Source organism: Bradyrhizobium erythrophlei (assembly GCF_900129425.1).
In the GTDB taxonomy this organism is placed as follows: Bacteria; Pseudomonadota; Alphaproteobacteria; order Rhizobiales; family Xanthobacteraceae; genus Bradyrhizobium; species Bradyrhizobium erythrophlei_C.
Genome location: NZ_LT670817.1, coordinates 3,744,460 through 3,762,030 on the forward strand (window position 1 = coordinate 3,744,460; position 17,571 = coordinate 3,762,030).

The 17,571-nt window shown below is 61.0% G+C and carries 15 protein-coding genes and 1 pseudogene; 11 read left to right on the forward strand and 5 right to left on the reverse strand.

From position 1 onward, the window contains the following. The first annotated feature begins 230 nt into the window (after window positions 1-230). Entirely contained in the window at window positions 231-482 is a 252-nt protein-coding gene (locus B5527_RS17820) for a pentapeptide MXKDX repeat protein (protein WP_079602691.1), read from the forward strand. Between the two features lie 86 nt (window positions 483-568). Here B5527_RS17820 and B5527_RS17825 read toward each other — a convergent pair whose 3' ends face one another. Both B5527_RS17825 and B5527_RS17830 read right to left on the reverse strand, forming a co-directional pair. Continuing rightward, window positions 569-913, reverse strand: coding sequence for a DUF6481 family protein (locus tag B5527_RS17825; protein ID WP_079607351.1), 345 nt, complete (start codon window positions 911-913; stop codon window positions 569-571). A gap of 126 nt (window positions 914-1,039) precedes the next feature. Further along, entirely contained in the window at window positions 1,040-1,387 is a 348-nt protein-coding gene (locus tag B5527_RS17830) for a GrlR family regulatory protein (protein WP_079602692.1), read from the reverse strand. Between the two features lie 888 nt (window positions 1,388-2,275). Between B5527_RS17830 and B5527_RS45360 the strand changes: the two genes are divergently transcribed. After that, window positions 2,276-2,449, forward strand: a complete 174-nt coding sequence (locus tag B5527_RS45360; RefSeq protein ID WP_172842579.1) for a hypothetical protein — start codon at window positions 2,276-2,278, stop codon at window positions 2,447-2,449. Between the two features lie 89 nt (window positions 2,450-2,538). On the opposite strand, the gene B5527_RS17840 is transcribed toward B5527_RS45360, so the two are convergent. Further along, window positions 2,539-2,769 (reverse strand): hypothetical protein, encoded by a 231-nt coding sequence (locus B5527_RS17840; RefSeq protein WP_079607352.1) that lies wholly within the window; start codon window positions 2,767-2,769, stop codon window positions 2,539-2,541. Window positions 2,770-3,247: 478 nt separating this feature from the next. Between B5527_RS17840 and B5527_RS17845 the strand changes: the two genes are divergently transcribed. Further along, entirely contained in the window at window positions 3,248-3,469 is a 222-nt protein-coding gene (locus B5527_RS17845) for a hypothetical protein (protein ID WP_079602694.1), read from the forward strand. Between the two features lie 168 nt (window positions 3,470-3,637). Here B5527_RS17845 and B5527_RS17850 read toward each other — a convergent pair whose 3' ends face one another. Continuing rightward, window positions 3,638-9,139 carry a trifunctional serine/threonine-protein kinase/ATP-binding protein/sensor histidine kinase gene (locus tag B5527_RS17850; protein WP_245332633.1) on the reverse strand — a complete coding sequence of 1,834 codons (5,502 nt, stop codon included), beginning with the start codon at window positions 9,137-9,139 and terminating at the stop codon, window positions 3,638-3,640. Between the two features lie 376 nt (window positions 9,140-9,515). On the opposite strand from B5527_RS17850, the pseudogene B5527_RS17855 reads away from it, so the two are divergent. The 3 genes and pseudogenes from B5527_RS17855 to B5527_RS17865 form a co-directional block, all read left to right on the forward strand. Then, window positions 9,516-9,987, forward strand: a pseudogene (locus B5527_RS17855) (ATP-binding cassette domain-containing protein); the annotation flags it as partial. 199 nt (window positions 9,988-10,186) lie between these two features. After that, complete coding sequence (locus B5527_RS17860) at window positions 10,187-10,993, forward strand: lytic murein transglycosylase (protein ID WP_079602695.1); 807 nt, start codon at window positions 10,187-10,189, stop codon at window positions 10,991-10,993. A gap of 135 nt (window positions 10,994-11,128) precedes the next feature. After that, on the forward strand, window positions 11,129-11,845 hold the full coding sequence (locus B5527_RS17865) for a dihydrofolate reductase family protein (protein WP_079602696.1): 717 nt from the start codon (window positions 11,129-11,131) through the stop codon (window positions 11,843-11,845). 532 nt (window positions 11,846-12,377) lie between these two features. On the opposite strand, the gene B5527_RS17875 is transcribed toward B5527_RS17865, so the two are convergent. After that, window positions 12,378-12,731, reverse strand: a complete 354-nt coding sequence (locus B5527_RS17875; RefSeq protein WP_079602697.1) for a hypothetical protein — start codon at window positions 12,729-12,731, stop codon at window positions 12,378-12,380. Window positions 12,732-13,184: 453 nt separating this feature from the next. Here B5527_RS17875 and B5527_RS17880 point away from each other — a divergent pair, with 453 nt between their 5' ends. From B5527_RS17880 to B5527_RS17895, 5 genes are all read left to right on the forward strand, one after another. Next, a complete protein-coding gene (locus tag B5527_RS17880; RefSeq protein WP_172842580.1) occupies window positions 13,185-14,918 on the forward strand; it encodes an ATP-binding protein in 1,734 nt (577 codons plus the stop codon). A gap of 19 nt (window positions 14,919-14,937) precedes the next feature. Further along, the gene (locus tag B5527_RS17885) at window positions 14,938-15,531 is read left to right on the forward strand and encodes a response regulator transcription factor (protein WP_197689310.1); all 594 of its coding nucleotides are present in this window, start codon (window positions 14,938-14,940) and stop codon (window positions 15,529-15,531) included. Window positions 15,532-15,700: 169 nt separating this feature from the next. Then, window positions 15,701-16,072 (forward strand): response regulator, encoded by a 372-nt coding sequence (locus B5527_RS17890; protein ID WP_079602699.1) that lies wholly within the window; start codon window positions 15,701-15,703, stop codon window positions 16,070-16,072. 61 nt (window positions 16,073-16,133) lie between these two features. Then, window positions 16,134-16,283, forward strand: coding sequence for a hypothetical protein (locus B5527_RS47360; RefSeq protein ID WP_154072322.1), 150 nt, complete (start codon window positions 16,134-16,136; stop codon window positions 16,281-16,283). A 338-nt stretch (window positions 16,284-16,621) separates the two neighbouring features. After that, complete coding sequence (locus tag B5527_RS17895) at window positions 16,622-17,545, forward strand: formylglycine-generating enzyme family protein (RefSeq protein WP_425305102.1); 924 nt, start codon at window positions 16,622-16,624, stop codon at window positions 17,543-17,545. Window positions 17,546-17,571 lie beyond the last annotated feature (26 nt).

The following is a 17,571-nucleotide window of genomic DNA, read 5'->3' on the forward strand; positions in this document are numbered from 1 at the left end:
CTAATCTGCTAGTTCGAGATCGAAGCCGGTCGAACCTCTCTATTGCTGCGGCGCACACTTGCGGATTCGCCCGCGCGCACGATTTTCGCAGATGGATTGACCCGCTCAGTGTAGGTTAAATGCCCGCCAACGCGAAAAAAATCAAACACGGGTAACAAACACAATCGCGGGTTCGTCGTTAACATTAGCGGCATCAGTCGCTTCCAAACTGTTCAAAGGATGACCAACCCATGACCATCAGCACCCGCATTGCGCTCGGAATATCTGCCGCCGCCGTTTCACTCAGTCTGGCGCTTGCGCCGGCCGCCTTCGCCCAGGACAAGATGGGCAAGGATGACGCCATGAAAAAGGACACGATGTCCAAGGACACGATGAAAAAGGACACCATGTCCAAGGACACCATGTCCAAGGACACCATGAAGAAGGACGACGGAATGAAGAAGGATACCATGAAAAAAGACGACGGAATGAAGAAGAACTAAGCGCCGCGCTTTGCTATCCGCAGGCTCGCCTCAACCGGGGCGGGCCTGTCACGTCTCGGGCGTTAGGCCCCTTTCGAAACCGTTAACTATTTTCGCTTCTTGCGTGCGGCATAGCGGGCATCGCGCGCTGCCTTGCGTTCGGCTTCAAGCGCCACTTCCCGTGCCGCGGCCTCTTCCTTTTCGCGCGCGAGCTGGGCGGCGGCCTGCTCTGCAGCCTCGGCCTCAAGGCGTAGCTTCTCGGCTTTGGCGGCCTCGCGCGCCAGTTTGGCCTTGGCGCGTTCGGCGGCCTGCGCCTCGCGCTCGGCGCGCCGCTGCGCCACCGCGGGATCGTCGAGACCCGGCTGGCTGCGAAACTTGTTGAGGATGCTCTTCCTGGCTTCCTGCGCTGCCTTCTGCCGGTCCGCGAAGCTAGGTTCCTTGAATCCACTCATTGAACGGGCCTTGTCGCTTTCATTGTTTGCTGTGAGACGATCGGCTGTGCGGTCGCGTTCGCGCGGGCCAGAAAAAGCTGCCTGCACGATCACGAGCGGTGTACAGCCGCCCGGACGGGGAAGCCATCAAATATCCGCTAGCCGGCGCAATGTCGCCTGAAAACTGAGACTTCGGCTGCCCACCAGCGTGGTGCCGAAAACTTCGGAATCGCCATCCCCGAATGTTCCAGAAAAGCCCGACGCGACCTCCCGGCCACCAAATAACGGGCTCGTCAGGTTGGTTCTGGAGGGCGTGTGCTGGTTGGTGACCAGATCGCCCTTCCAGGTTCCGTTTCCGACGGTGTAGGAGCCGACCGACCAGAAGTAGGGGTCGCCGCCGAGCAGCACGCCATCCCTGAGGATAATGATGCCGCTGGCCCGGCCCTTCACCCCGTCGAGCATCCGGATATGAATGGAATAAAGTCCATTCGTCATGTGAATGCCCTGGCGAGACGACGGAGATCCTGGAAATATCAGGAGGATTCGAGCTCGTCACCGGCGACGCGGAAAACCCTAACAGGCAGCGTCATTTGCGTTGATCATTTGAGAACTTACTGCGGCCATCTGCGGGGGTCCAGAGCGAACGTCGATTGTTCCTCGCTTTAAGGCCGTCGAAACGATCCCCGCGAGCGCTGCGGAGCAGCTGATCGTGAGGTAAATGAAGCGGCGGTTATTTCCTGGAGCAGAGCAGTACCATTCCGGTGGAAGGCGTCGGACAGGATGCGGTCCAGACGCCGCCGGTTTTCATGGTCGGCTGGAGGATGGCACCTTCGTTCGACAGGCAGGTTACCGAAGCCACGATCTCGCCCGTCGCACATTCCGAAGTGCATCCGATCGAGCCGCAGGCGTCGCGGCCGATGGATTTGGCATAAACCGCACTGCTGGGGCCGGCCGGGCCCTGTATTCCATCTTTGCCGTCTTTTCCCGGTAGCCCCGCAGGTCCCGCCTTGCCTTGCTCGCCTTGAGGCCCCGGCGGCCCTGCCGGACCCGGATCGCCCTGTCGCCCTTGGCGCCCTCGAAGCATCCGCCGAGCGAGATTGCGGCGATGCACAGGACAATCAGAACTGGAAAACGCCGCCAGTTACCCCCAGCACATTTCATGCGTCCGTCGCGCCCCCGTCACAATCGGCGAACCGAGTAACTGAAATTCGATCCAACCATCGAACCATTTAACCGAATCTGGCGTCATTGGTTCCATGAGGGCGCCAAGCCGGCAAGTCGGCATCTTGACCCGCTGAGCGGAGAAGGCTTGATGGTCGCGGTGTCGGCAAGCTGCGGCGATGCGATAGCTGGCAGCGGTTGTTTTAGGGGAATGACAAGACGATGACCGACCCCGACCAAGGTGGAAACCGGCGCCCCGCGATTGCGGGACTGGCGATTGCCGTCGTCCTGCTGGCGGTGGGGCTGTGGCTGGCGCACGAATTGACCGCGAGCAGCAAAATGCAGGATTGCCTGATGTCGGGCCGCACCAACTGCAACGTGATTCCCGCCCAATAGCGATCGCATCGGGTGAGGATTCGATAAGCAGTAATGGCACCGGCGCAGGCGCGGGCCTTTTTAAATCCACATCCGACGCCCGGCCGGCTTCATCTTTCGCTGGCAGCTTCCAGGCATTGATTGACGTGGGCTGCCCGATCTCTCGGCAGAACTTTGGCCTCGTCAGCCTTGTGGTTGCATTCCACCACCTTGATTTGCTCGGCTCGCCGCTTCAACGCGGCTTCGCGATATTCGGGAGCAACAGTATTCGGATCGACGAGCTTTTGGGCGAAGCTCGGTTCGCTAAATGCGAACGCCGCGACAAAAACGAAAGACCAAATGTACCTCACGGCAAAACTCCTCGGCCTGAGAAAAACCGCCGCTCCTATCCAGGCCACTGGTTGCCGGACTAAACGCTCCGTCAGACCAACCGCGCCCGGACAAGGCCAGCTTGCGCGTTGGTAACTCAGGCTGCCGCACCGCACATATGAACTAGCTCACACAACCCGAGCGCGCCTGAACGGTTCGGGCCTGAGGTGCGCAACCTTGTTTCCCGTTCCGAGTTGCACTCGAAGCTTTCGGAGGAACAAACGACCGCTTCAGCGAAACGGCCAAAAGAACGGCCCCAGCGCGGGGGAGAGCTGAGGCCGTCAGGGGGCTTGTATTTGCCTCGTTATGCCGAGGGGAATCGGCACGGTTCGTTGAATTGCAAACCGGAAGATAGTTCCCGGCAAATCTGAAGACGTTGATCGGGCAGGTTTTCGTTGCCGGTTTTCGTTGAAACGGTTTCCTACCAAACGCGGCAAGCGGGAGACCCCGATGGGTACGAAAACGACGTTTGTTTGCGATTGCTGCTTTCGCGAAGCGGACAATAATCTGGGCTGGGCTCGCGTCCATATCAATGGCGCCAGCGGTGACAAGCAGCTCATGCCGGACGACAACCGCGACCTCTGTGAGATTTGCTGGAGCCCGCTGCAGACCTTGATGAAGAAGGTCCACGAAGAGGCCCGAGGGAAGCGGAATCCGCCTCGCGGCGGCTGATCGCCGAGACGCAGCCGCAAGGGACGAGGGTTGTTGTAGGCCCGCGCCCTGATCGACAGGACCTTCATTAAAAACTGGCGATCTCAGCGGAAAGGCTAGAAGCCTGGGTTCAGGAACTGTTGCCTTAGCAAGGGTAAACAGTTCCATGATTGGGACGCGGGCGCAAACTCACGACGCTGTGCCTGCGTTTACCGGCAGGGTGAATTGCAACGTGGCGCCGTGGGGTACATTTGCCGTAGCCCACAGCCGGCCACCGTGGGTTTCCACGATCGAGCGGCAGATCGAGAGTCCCATACCCATGCCGCTGGATTTTGTGGTGAAGAAGGGGTTGAACAGCCGGTCGGCATTCTCGACGGAGATCCCGACGCCGCAATCCGTCACACTTAGCAATACTTGTTGCGCTCCGTCCTGACGCGATCGGATCACCAGTTCGCGCGGCCGATCCATGACCGCTTGCATTGCTTCATTGCCGTTCATCACCAGGTTGATGATCACCTGTTGCAGTTGGACCCGATCGCCAAGGATCATGGGCAGGGCAGGCGCCAACTCCGTTCGCAACGACACCCGGTGGCTTGTTAGTTCACGCTGCACCAGGGCGATGACCTCCCTAGCGACGTCGTTAACGTCGAGTGGAAGCTTCTCAACGCTGGCCTTGTGCGCGAGCGAACGGACACGCCGGATCACCTCACTTGCCCGATGGCCGTCGTCGATAATCCATTCCAACGAGCGGCACGCCGCGTCCAGGTCGGGAGTTTCGCGGCGGAGCCAGCGCAGACCGGACTCGGCGTTGGCGACGACGCCGGCGAGCGGCTGGTTTACTTCATGGGCGATCGAGGCCGTCAATTCGCCCAGCGCCGTCACGCGCGTAAGATGCGCGAGTTCCATTTGGGCATCGAGCAGGCGCTGTTCGCTGGAGCGCAGCTTCTCTTCCGCCCGCTTCCGGTCTGTCATGTCGATGACAAAGGCAACCCCTTCGTCTCGTTTCCACTCGAAGAGCGCGCCGGCGATCAGAACCGCCACGCGGCTGCCGTCTTTGCGGAAATATTCCTTTTCGTAAGGCCTGCAGCTCCCGGTCGCACTAACCTGGGCCAACGCATCCTGGTCGGCGCGGGTCCACTCGGCGGGCGTCAGTTCCGCCCACTTTATTCGACCCGATAGGAGCTCTTCACGGCTGTAGCCGAACATGTCGAGAATGGTTTGGTTGGCTTCGACGATCCGGCCCTGAAAATCCCAGATCATGACCCCGATGATGTTCGAGTCGACCAGGCGGCGGATCCTGGCCTCCCGTTCCCGGAGATCGCTGTATAGGCGCGCGTTCTCCAGCGAAATCGCTGCTTGCGACGCCAGCAGTTCCAGTACCGAGATCCGCGCGGGCGTGAATACGTGCGATGCCAAATTGTTCTCGAGATAGAGCACCCCGATCAGCTTGGACTGCTTCACCAGCGGCAGGCAGAGCACCGACCGGGCGTGCTTCTGACGCAGGTACTCATCCGCCGAGAACGGATTCTGCGCCGAGGCGTCTTCAAGGATGACGCTCTCCCGCGTCCGGATCACGGTGTGGAGCACGGATTCGGGAAGCTCGGCCGGTGACGGGGCCGTCTGGCGCAACGTGACCTCAACCTGGCCGCGGCCGGTCGTCGCTTCCGCCACAATCCGTGCCTCGTCGCCCGGAAACAGGATGAGCAGGCCCCGCTCGGCGCCGGCATGCTCGACCGCGATCCGCAGTAGCGTCTCGATGAGCTTGCCGAGGACGATTTCGCCGGACACCGCCTGCGCGGCCTTGAGCACCGTGCCGACATCCAACTGCTCGACCGGCGCGCCAATGGTAGTGGTAGGAGATGCAGCGATCGCTGCGTCGCGGAGATGCGGATGAAGCTGTTCGAGTTGCCGCGTCTTGCCGAACGCGCCCCAGCGAAGATAGCAACGCCGCGCCTCCCGCAAACAGGCATGGGCGATCGTCTCGGCGCCGCGTGCCGCATAGAAGCGCGCGGCCACTTCATGGGCCAGGCCCTCGTTCTGTACGAAGCCGTTCTCAGCTGCCGAGCGAATGGCCTCTTCGAACAGACGCATTGCATCCGCGTCTCGCCCTTCGAGACGCGCGATCTCGGCGCCGATCAGCGCGGCGCGGTTCGCGAAATTCTCGGGGCAGTTCTCCGCCCACACCTCGAGCTGCTTGTGATGGGCGGCCAGCATCTCCAGATGGCGGGCCCGCTCACTGGCTGATGCCGCGTCGCACTGTGCTGCTCGCGCGACCGCATCATAAAAATGGAACTCGGCCACCTCAAAGAATGAGGGCGACGTCCAAAGAAGCTGCTGCGCCTTCGATGCTGCCTCGATCGCGGAAGCATAGTCGTTTGCGTAGACGCGCGCTTGCAGCTTACGGACCCAATACCAGCATTCGGGAAGCGCCAAACGTGGATCACTCCGCAAATGATCTTCGAACGGGCTCTCGTTGAACTGTTCATCATTGAAGGAGCCGAATTCTGCGGTCAGGCCGCGCAGGGTCCGGATTAGCCCGAGCTGCGCGGTGATAATATCGATAACGAGACCAAACCGTGCCTTCCGCGCGAAGTCGAGCCCATTTTCGGCTTCGCGTTGCGCATCGCCGAGCGGTTCTCCGCTAGCGATAAGATTCGTGTTCAGGTTGTTGCAGCTGTAAGCCGCAAAGGTAAGGTCGCCGATCTTGTTTGCGGTGTCGAAGGCGCGACGCACCAAATCCCGGCCGGTTTGGACGTGGCGCGTCCAAGGCATAACAAGATTCCCAAAGGACATGTAGGCACGGGCTTGGTAGCGATGCAGTCCACGCTTCTCCACCAGATCGTAACCAAGGCTGCCGAATCGATATCCTGCCCGGTAGTCGCCAAAATGCGGTCCGAGAACCATACCAAGCCAGACATAAGCGAAGCATGATCCATCGCTATTACCGTGCTCGAGGCTGAGATTGACCATCCGGCAAATCACGAGTGAGAGCAGGTTCTCGTCGGTAAACAGGGCGGGCGTCACGACCTCTGTCAGAACATCGAGAGTGGCGCGGACCTCAGCATTGGTCATCAAAGGCAGGTCGACGAGTTCTTCTATGGAGCGGCTCCCGACCTGTTGCCATATCCGAGCATATTCGTGCCGGACCTCGTCCGCGGTCGGATGCGGCAACCAGTGCACACCGCCTCTTTGGAGATATGCAAGGCATACCTCCACGCCGCGGTCGCTCCGATCCAAGGTCGTATATAGCGTCAGCTGCAAGCAGGCCACGGCGGCGATGTCGATGAGGTTTCCGGCGCGGTGCGAAAGCATGATGAGCCGTTCCTCCGCCGCCGCCAGATCGGCGGTCAGCAGCTCGCACTCGGCCTGGTGGTACTCGATCGAAAAGGTGAGCTCGTATTGCTGCTCCCAACTGTCCTCCGTCAGCAGTGCGCGACCGGCTGCGAGATAGGTCAGCGCTGAGGCGTAGGCCGTTGAAGTCTTTGCGCGCTTGCCTGCAATAAGATTGAGCTCGGCGACCCGGTCGCGCTCTTCCCTTGAATGGATCAGCATGGCACCGCGGTCGAGCTGGTTCACAATCTCGAAGATCTTCTCCTCTAGCTCCTCCGACGGTGCTTGTGATGCAAGCACTCGGCCAATCTGAAGATGTGCTGCCGCCCGCTCGTCTTCAGGGATGAGCGCGTAGGCCGCCTCCTGAACGCGGTCGTGGAGGAACGCATAGGATCTGTCCAGGCGGAGGACCAACCCCGTGCTGGCAGCCTCCCAGAGCGCCGTGTGGATCTCCTCTTCCGATACCCCGCGAACCAGGGTCAGAGCGGCGATCTCGGCTACGTTCCCCAGACAGGCGAGTTGCTTGAGTGCTTGCTGCGTCGTGTCGGACAACCGCTTCAGCTTCGCGACCATGAAATCCACCACGTTGTCGGTGTAGCCTTTGGCGCGGATGCGCGCCAAGTCCGAGATCCAGGTCGCCGCGTCCGTATCGAACGCGAGGAGCCCTTCCTCGGCCAGCCCCGTGAGGAATTGGATTGCGAAGAACGGATTGCCGCCAGTTTTCTCGTGCACCAGTTGCGCCAGAGGATGCGCGGAATCCCGATTACAGCGCAGAGAATCGACCACGAGTCGGCCAACATCGTCGAGCTCGAGGGGTGCCAGCACAATCTCTTGCATCCTCGCTCCCGCCTTGCGGATCGCCTCCAGCGTTCGCATGAGCGGGTGAGACGGACTGACCTCGTTGTTGCGGTAGGCCCCGACCAGCAGGACGTGCCGCACATCCGGATCGGTGATCAGCTGCTCCAGCAGTTCGAGAGTTGCCGCGTCCAGCCATTGCAAATCGTCGAGGAACAATGCGAGGGGGTGCTCCGGCCGCGCGAACACGCCGAGGAAGCGTCGCAGTACCGTCTGGAAGCGGTTCTGCGCATCCTGCGGCGGAAGGTCCGGAACGGGCGGCTGTTTCCCGATGACGAACTCAACCTCGGGGATGAGGTTGACGATAAGCTGGCCGTTGGGGCCTACCGCGTCCTCCAGCGCGCCCCGCCAGTGGCCCACCTCCGCTTCGCTCTTGGCAAGGATCTGACGGACGAGGGTCTGGAAGGCTTGTGCCAAGGTCGCGTACGGGATGTCGCGCTTATATTGGTCGAACTTGCCGGATGCGAACAGGCCGCGCGGCGAAACCAACGCCTTGTGCAGCTCATTGACCACGGAAGATTTGCCGACGCCGGAATAACCGGATACGAGCACGAGTTCTGGCGTGCCGTGGGCCACAACGCGGTCGAAGGCTGCGAGCAAGGCATCAATCTCGCGCTCTCGCCCATACAGTTTTTCCGGGATCAGCAGCCGGTCCGGCGGGTCGTGCGTGCCCAGCGGGAACGGATCGATGCGACGATGCTTCTCCCATTCCCCCAGGCACCGTCGAAGATCGACTTCGAGGCCGGAGGCGGTCTGGTAGCGCTCTTCGGCGGTCTTGGCGAGGAGCTTCATCACAATTGCCGAGAGCGCCGCGGGGACGCCCGCGAGCCGCTCGTTGGGCGGCAGCGGTTGGCGGGCGATGTGGCAGTGAACCCACTCCATCGGATCGGCGGCGGTGAAGGGGAGATGCCCCGTCAACATCTCGTAAAGGGTGACGCCCAGAGCATAGAGATCGCTCCGGGAATCCACCGAACGGTTCATCCTGCCGGTTTGTTCCGGCGCCATGTAGGCGAGCGTGCCCGCGATCACCTCTGGTGGGGCCGGGGCCTGATGCTCGCGCGGCAGACGCGAGGCAATGCCGAACCCCGTCAGCCACACGCTGCCGCTTGCCGAGTCCATCAGGATATTGGTTGGCTTGATATCCTTGTGGATGAGGCCTCGCGCATGCACTTGGCGGAGCACCTCCGCAAGCGGGATCGCGATGCGGAGGAAATGCGATATCTCCAATGGTCCGTCGAGCAGTCGATCGACCGGCGTACCGCCGGGATCCTCGAGCACCAGCGCCATGCCGCCATTGTGGCGCGCCAGCGCGACTGGTCGCGCCGCCCAGTGAGCATCAAGTTCGGCTTTCAGCGCATGTTCATGTTCAAGCCGCTCAACGCAACCGAGCGAGCCTTCTTCCGCGGCAGCAAGCAGGATCGGCGCCAAGCCGTTGCCACAGCCCCGGTAGAGAGCGATGTCTCCCTCTCGCAGCGGCGAGAATACGTAGCTCGAAAGCTCCCTCACGAGGGCCTCCTGCCAGGAGGACTACTTTAGTACATTGATTAGGTTATGTTTCCTTTCGCCCGTCAATTCAAAAACAGACGAGCAAAGCGGGTTCCCAATTACGATCGGTGCCATATCCGTATTATGGCTCGACGATGACGAGAACCGCGGTGGTCTTTTGCTATCTCGCCGAGATTTGGGCCGACGAAGTGATCGGCAATTCGATCTCCGCCCCGACGAGACGAAACGAATCGGCACCAAGCGGACGTTATGTGTTTATGCAAATCCCTTATCACGCAGGTGCTCGGTCGCCCGTCGCATGACCTCGTGAAGCCAAACCTGCGAAGGGGCGCCTTCATGGCGCTCGTGCCACAGCGATCGAACCTCCAGACGTGTCGTCGGCTATGTTCCGCAGACCCGCGGCATCTTTCGTTCCCTGACCGTGGAGGAGAACCTCTCGGCGGGATTGAAAGACCGCTCGCGAGACGCGCTCGCCGAAGCCTATGAGATGTTTCCGAGGTTGCGTGAGCGGAGGCGTCATCTCGGGATGCAATTGTCCGGTGGCGAGCAGCAGATGTTGTCGATGGCGAGGACCTTGCTCGGAAAGCCATCCATCCTGCTGCTCGACGAGCCGCTCGAAGGCCTCGCCCCGGTGATCTGCGACGAACTCATGGCCATGATCTCCCGTTTGGCCGCGTGCGGCGAGGTGACCGTCATCCTCGTCGAACAGCAGATCGAGCGCGCTTTGGATTTCGCCGGCCGCGTGTTGATTTTGGAGCGCGGTAGGGAGGCGTGGCTGGAGCTTTCCAGCGAACTCAGGTCGAACCGTACTCTCCGTCGATCGCCTACTCGGAGTTGGTATTCATTGAGCGGATCTCGATTGCTGCTAAGCTGCCACCGTTGGAGCGTAACCACCGTGATGTCAGACGTTGGCGAAGTCATTAGGAAATGCTGATGCCGATCTCTGGCAAGATGCAGGCGAACGGGCCGCCCGCGAAGAAGCCCTGCAACTAGGCCGCAGCGCAAGTCGGAGTAATCTCGTAATCTTATGACGGTAAGGAGTTTTCGATGATCAGGGGCGGGTGGTTTGTCGCGGCCATGTGCGCGACCGCGGCGGTCGTGGTGTGGACGGGCGGACAAGCGGATGCCGCTCAGTGCGGCAACGGACCCGGCGGTTTCGAGGCCTGGAAACGTCAGATGGGCGAAGAGGCGAGAGCCAAGGGCATCGGCGCCAATGCCGTCGGCGCGCTGATGCAGGCGAACTACGCGAGCGCGACCATCGCCGCCGACCGCGGCCAGCGGAGCTTCGGCCTGTCGCTCGATCAGTTTCTCGCCAAGCGCGGCGCCTCGACCATCGTCGCCCGGGGGCGGGGACTGAAGCATTCCCAGGCGGCGTTGTTCGCGTCGATCCAGCAACGGTATGGCGTCCCGCCGGGGCCGCTGATCGCTATCTGGGGAATGGAGACCGGCTTCGGAAGCCAGCGCGGCAATCAGAACATGCTTTCGTCCATTGCCACGCTCGCGTACGACTGCCGGCGCCCCGAGTTCTTTACCGAGCAGCTTTATGCCGCTTTGAAGCTGATCGACCGCGGTTCCTTGTCGGCCGGCACGCGCGGATCCATGCACGGAGAGGTCGGCCAGACGCAGTTCATGCCGAAAAACATTTTGGCCTACGGCACCGGCAATCTCGACGTCGCCGCCAACGCGCTCAGTTCGACGGCGAATTTGCTGAGGGCCCATGGCTGGCGCGCCGGCGCGGGCTACCAACCAGGAGAACCGAACTTTGCAGCCATCGAAGCCTGGAACGCCGCCCCCGTCTATCAGAAGGCCATCGCACTCATGGGCCGGCAGATCGATGAGGGAGGCCAGCGCTGAACGCGCCTAGCTAGCCCCGCCGTTGGCAACGTCGTCGACCGGATGGAGGCGCTCCGTCGGAGCGTCGGCGGCTTCGAAAGCGTCCAAGCTGCAGCGCAAGCCGGCCGGGTCCAGTTTCGTTGAAGGAGGGATCACATGAAACCCCACGTCATCTGCCTGATGGCCTCCAGTGTGGACGGTCGGACGCTCCACAGTCGTTGGCGCCCCAAGGGGTCAGGCGGGGAACTGTTCGAACGTGTGCATGACGAACTGGCGGGCGACGCTTGGCTCGTCGGCCGCGTCACCGGGCAGGAGTTCGCCAAGGGCAAGCCGTATCCCCCGTCGACGAATGAGACCTTTCCGCGCGAGCCCTGGTTCGCGCGACGCGACGCGAAGGCCTATGGCGTCGTGCTCGATGCTCACGGCAAAATCGGCTGGGGCCGTTCAGACATCGGTGGCGATCCGATCGTTGTCGTCCTGTCCGAGGCAGCTTCGGATGCGCACTTGGCGGGGCTGCGCGGCGAGGGCGTGTCCTACATCTTCGCCGGAAAGTCGGAGCTCGATCTCGCCCTCGCGCTGGACATCCTCAATCGCGAAATCGGCGTGAAGCGGCTGCTGCTGGAGGGAGGCGGCGGTGCCAACGGTGCCTTTCTGCGCTCGGGATTGGTCGACGAGCTCAATTTGATCCTGTGTCCAGCCGTGGACGGCGCGAAGGGGGCGCCGAGCGTATTCGACTCCACGGATGTGGAGCCCGATCGCCGAGCCCCCGTGACGGCGATGACGCTGGAGAGCAGCCAGGCTTTGGAAGGCGGCGCAATGCTGCTGCGGTACCGGATCCAGAACGCCGATGTTCAGGTGGCAACCGGCCGGTGATGCCCGCGCATGACCCACCACATCCAGACCACATCGTTGTCATCGGCGCAGGCGCCCGCGTGCCTGCTGGCCGCCCGCGAAGTCGCCCGCGCGGGCAGGCGCGAGACAGACGCGGGGGGCGGCGCATCCATCCACTTTCGGCTGCCGACTTCGGATACCCGGCGGAAGGTGGCGCCGAATTCGTTCATGGCGAGTGGAGTCATCTGCCGAAATTGGGAAACCTCGGCGGTTCGATCCCGTCACCGCCTACCACCGCCGGGCCGTGTTATCCGCACGTATCAAACATCTGGTCACCAGCCGGTCGCAGGAGCGCATGCATTTGTTCTGATTGGCCCCACCAGTGGGGTTGGCACATCTGCCCACGCAATTTGCGGCTTGATCCTCACATCGCGCGTCTGTCACTGCTTCCGCCGGTGAGTTGAGGAGCATTCCGGTGCCTATGAGGGTGATCGCGAAGAAAAGGTGCCGTGCCATGGTCGAACCTCCTGAGAAAGGCGAGCGGGCCACTCTAAATCCTAACCTCTCGACGAGGCTAAAACCTACTTTTTTTCCCACCGCATGTTTGCTTTATTTGAATGCCAGTTTGCGATCCAGCGATTGCCACCTGTTGCAAGCTCCGCCATCTGGGCGGCAATTCCGATTGCCTTTTGCCGGCATCCGACAGCTTGTCGGTAGGTCGCTTCAGAGTGAAGGTGAAAATAGCCATCGCAATCGTGGTCAGCGCGGTAACGATCCCACCCGCCTTGTCGAGAACGTGAGCGACCTTGATGCCGATTTCGTAGTAACTAGGGACGAGAGAAAGAACCAAAACGACAAGGGAAGCGCTAGCAAAGAACGGGGCGGAAACCGTCGGGTCGCCAGTGGCGATTGCGCCATAATACTGCATCGGCGGGCAGCGGCTTGCGCGGGAGCCGCGGTTGGACAGTGATACAATCTAATCCGGCGCCAAATCGCGCTGAATTCGCGTTCAGACTGGAGAACTCTTCGGCACCAGGCGAGGTCGCACTTGATCGCTCCCTTCGTCGAAAAGATTTCTGCGGCGAAGTGCGCCGCCAGCGCGCCGAGGAAACCTCGCGTGCGGCGCGCTCATCACACTCGCGGTGCTTGGCACCGGGGCAGCGCCGCTTCGGATGGTCGAAAAAGAACCCAGAGCTGTTCCAACGCCCTGGCCGGTCGCCGCGGATCGCAACTCGAACTGGGCCGTCTTGGCATGACGAGGACGAGCATAGTTTTGTGGAGCGTAGTGTTTTTGATATTCGCTACAGTGGGAGCGGCCGCCGAGCCACGCCGAGTCCTGATCGTGCACGCTTTCGGGCATGCCTACTCGCCGTGGAGTGATATGGCCGGAAGTTTTCGCGCAGAACTCATCAAGAGGTCGCCGGAACCGATCGATCTCTACGAGGTCTCGCTCGACACGGCCAGGATCCAAGACCCCGAGGATGAGGGGCCGTTCGTCGAGTACATTCGTGCAATTCTTTTGGGACGTAAACTCGACTTGATCGTGCCGGTGGGTGCCCCAGCGGCGTTCTTCATGCAACGCTACCGGCAGCGGCTGTTCCCAACAACGCCCATGCTAATCGTTGGAGCGGACGTGCGGCGCATTCCCAGCGCAACACTTACGGAAAAAGACGCGGCCGTGCTGTTGGATCTCGATCTCCCGGCCTATCTCAAGAACATTCTGCACCTGCGGCCTGAAACGACAGATATAGCAGTCGCTGTCGGCAATTCTCCCGTTGAGCGATTTTGGACTTCGGAACTTCATCGCGATTTTCAGCCGTTTGCGGATCGAGTGAATATCACGTGGTTCAATGATCTGACGCTTGGCGAGATGCTAAAGCGCGCCGCGACCATGCCGCCGCAATCCGTCATCTTCTGGTTTCTGCTTTCTGAGGACGCGGCGGGCGTTCCCTATTCGGAGGACCGAGCCCTGGAAGCGATGCGCCAAGTAGCAGTTGTGCCCATTTTCGGTATGGGCGACTACCAACTCGGCCGAGGCATCGTCGGTGGTCCTTTGATGCAAACCAGCGTGCTGGGTCGGGAGGCGGCGGAGGCAGGTCTTCGCATTTTAGGGGGGGAGATGGGAGGCGGCATCAACCCTCCCTTGGTGGGATTCGGCGCACCGGTCTACGATTGGCGAGAGCTACAGAGATGGAAAATCGAGGAGGCCCTGCTGCCCCACGGCAGCATCGTTCAATTTCGTCAGCCGACCGTATGGCAGCAATATCGCTCGCAAATTATCGGCGCCCTGGCCATAGGGCTCTTCCAGGCAGCGCTGATCGCCGGATTGCTGTTGGAGCGACAGGCTCGCAAGCGCGAGGCCGAGCAGGCCGGCAAGGCGAGAATGGAGACCGGTCGGTACCGCGAAAATCTCGCGCATCTGGTGCGTGTTCACACGGTCGGCGAGATGTCGACCGCAATTGCGCATGAGGTCAATCAGCCGCTCGTGGCCATCAAGAACTACGCGCTCGCCGCGCGCCGGCGGCTAGCTGGCGTTATGGATGCAGCCAAGGTGGAGGAGTTGCTGGACAAGATCGAGGCGCAAGCCTCGCGCGCAGGCAACGTACTGCAGTCCCTGCGGGCGATGGTGAAAAAGCACGACCCGGAGACGACCGAGATTGAAGTCGGCGAACTGATCGCCGATGCCGTGAAGCTGGTGGAAATGGAAATCCGCAATGTGAACATCCGGGTCGAATCGGCAATCTCGCCCGATCTTCCACGTGTATTCGGCGACGGAATTCAGATCCAGCAGGTAGTGCTGAATCTAACGCGCAATGCCATCGAGGCGATAGAGGAGGCTGGAATCGCCAATAGCGTTATCAAGGTAGGGGTCGTTGCCACGGCAGAAAACGAAATCGCCGTGAGCGTCGCCGATTCCGGACCGGGAATTTCGCCCGAGGATGCCGAGCATATTTTCGATCCGTTCTACTCAACCAAGGGAGGAGGATTGGGGGTCGGGCTTTCTATCTCCCGCGCTATCGTTGAAGCACACGGCGGTCGGCTGTCGCTGGCTCCCAACAAGGGCGGCGGATGCGTGTTCCAATTCACGCTGCCGGTCGCGAATGAAGGAAACTGACGACATGTCAGAGCCCACAGTGTTTATTGTCGACGACGACGACGCAGTACTGGATTCGATCGCGGAACTGGTGATGTCGGTCGGCCTGCGCGCGGCTACGTTTCGTTCCGCGCGGGAGTTTCGGGACATCTTCAACCCCGAGCAGCCGGGGTGCCTGGTACTTGACGTTCGCATGGCGCATACCAGCGGGCCTGCGCTCCAGGACGAGCTAAACACAATCGGTGCGCGCATCCCGATTGTGTTCATCAGCGGCCATGGAGACATCGCCGTCGCCATCAAGACGATCAAAGCCGGCGCCGTCGACTTCGTTCAAAAACCATATCATGAACAACAATTGCTCGACAGCATCAATGAGGCGCTGCGGCGCGATGCTGAGGCTCGGCAGGTTACGGGTAATGGCGAGGGCTTCGCCGAACGTCTGGCAGCATTGACGGAACGTGAGCGCGAAGTTTTGGAGCAAGTGGTGCAGGGACTGTCCAGCAAATCGATCGCCAGGGTGCTCGACATCAGCTACCGAACCGTGGAACTGCATCGCGGCCACATCATGGAAAAGCTTCGAGTTCGTTCGGTCGCAGAACTGATCCGGCTCGTCATCGAGCAACGCAATGCTTGAACCGTCAACGCACGGTTGGCGGCTACCATAGGGGTCGTACGTATTTCCTCATATTGTTCGTTGACCCAAGCCGGATCACCCTCAGCAAGTGTCCTTTGACGTCCGGCCAGGTCCGACGCGGCGGCCGCCGCGTCGCCCGACCATCGTTAGCGGGTCGATGTGAGGGCTCATGGCCGAAACGATCTACATCGTGGATCCGCTTCCGGACGAGCGTCGCCGCATCGTCGACGCACTTGCGAATGAACCGGTTCATGTGGAGTGGTACGATGACGCCGCGGAATTCCTCGATCAGGTTGCCGCAACCGCCTCCGGGTGCGTCCTGGTACCTCTCGACCTGCCCGGCATCGGGTTGCGCGCGCTGATGGACGAGATCAACCGTCGGCACCTTCCGCTTGCGGTCATCGTGATTGGACGCGATTCGGAACTGGCGATTGCCGTCGAACTGGTGCGTTTCGGCGCTTTCGACTTTCTCGAGCACCCGTTTACCGATCGGCGGCTTAGATCCGTCATACGGCGTGCCATCGGGGCTGTGTCGGAATAAACCGCGGCAGATAGAGGGGAGGGCAATCGATGTATCCGCCCAAGTCACCAGCGTTTTCGCAATGGTGCTGGTCGACCGCAGCAAAATCGCGCTCGACGATCCCGTCAGCAAATACATTCAGTCCTTTGCCGCCATGAAGGTCGGTGTCGAGCGCGTCCTAGGATTGGCTGGCTTTGCAAGCGTACTCGATCGCGTGATGTCCGCAGCTTGAACACGCCTAAACTTCTCGGAAAAATTTCTACAACGGATTGGATGCCGAGCAGTTTCTAATGGTTGATCGCGTCCATTCATGACGCCTCCTTGTGTCGAGCGTTGAGTCCGCAGCTCCTTGTATGTCGGCAACAGGTGTTTCCACGTACGTGAATACGTGCTCGCTGCGATAGCCCGACGCAATTCGCTTCCGTAGCATCAACCAGCGATTGAACGCTGTCTTTGCGGGCCGCAGGTTCTTTTCGATTGATAGCGGCCACCCAACAAAGGGGTCAGCTAATGAATATTCAAAACGAGACTTTCGCAAATGTTGGGGATTCCGGAGTCGCGCCCGCGTCAATGGTGTTCATTCCCGGAGGCACTTATCGGATGGGATCGGACCGGCACTATCCCGAAGAAGCGCCCGCCCATCGCGTCACGGTCGACGGATTCTGGATCGACGCGGCCCCCGTCACAAATCGCCAGTTCCGGCAGTTTGTTGAAGCGACCGGTCATATCACCGTCGCTGAGATTGCCCCTGACCCGAAAGATTATCCGGGTGCGCTGCCGGGCATGCTGAAGCCGGGCTCTCTGGTCTTCAGTCCGCCGGATCATCCAGTTGACCTTCGCAATTTCGCGAACTGGTGGACCTTCATGTTCGGCGCCACTTGGCGTCGGCCGTACGGCAAGGGCAGTTCGATCCGCGGCCTTGACGATCATCCCGTCGTGCACGTCGCATACTCCGACGCGCTCGCGTGCGCGACCTGGGCCGGCAAGGAATTGCCGACCGAGGCGGAGTGGGAATTCGCCGCGCGCGGCGGGCTTGACGGCGCCGAATATGCCTGGGGTGAGGAGTTCACGCCGCATGGCCGTCACATGGCCAATACCTGGCAGGGTGAATTTCCCCGCCAGAACACCAAAGCCGACGGTTTCGAGCGCACGTCGCCGGTCACCGCGTTCCCGCCGAACGGTTACGGTCTGTACGACATGATCGGCAATGTCTGGGAATGGACGGCGGACTGGTACTCGCCGCGGCACCAAGCCGATGCACCGAAAGCCTGCTGCATCCCGGAGAACCCGCGCGGCGGGCGCGAGGTCGACAGCTACGACCCAAGGACGACCAACGTGAAAATTCCGCAGAAGGTCATCAAAGGCGGCTCGCATTTGTGCGCGCCGAACTACTGCCGACGTTACCGGCCGGCTGCGCGGCATGCGGAGCCGGTCGACACATCCACGAGTCATCTTGGCTTCCGATGCATCCGACGAGCAGCCTCTGCTTCATGACGAAACGGGAGAATGACGCCATGCTT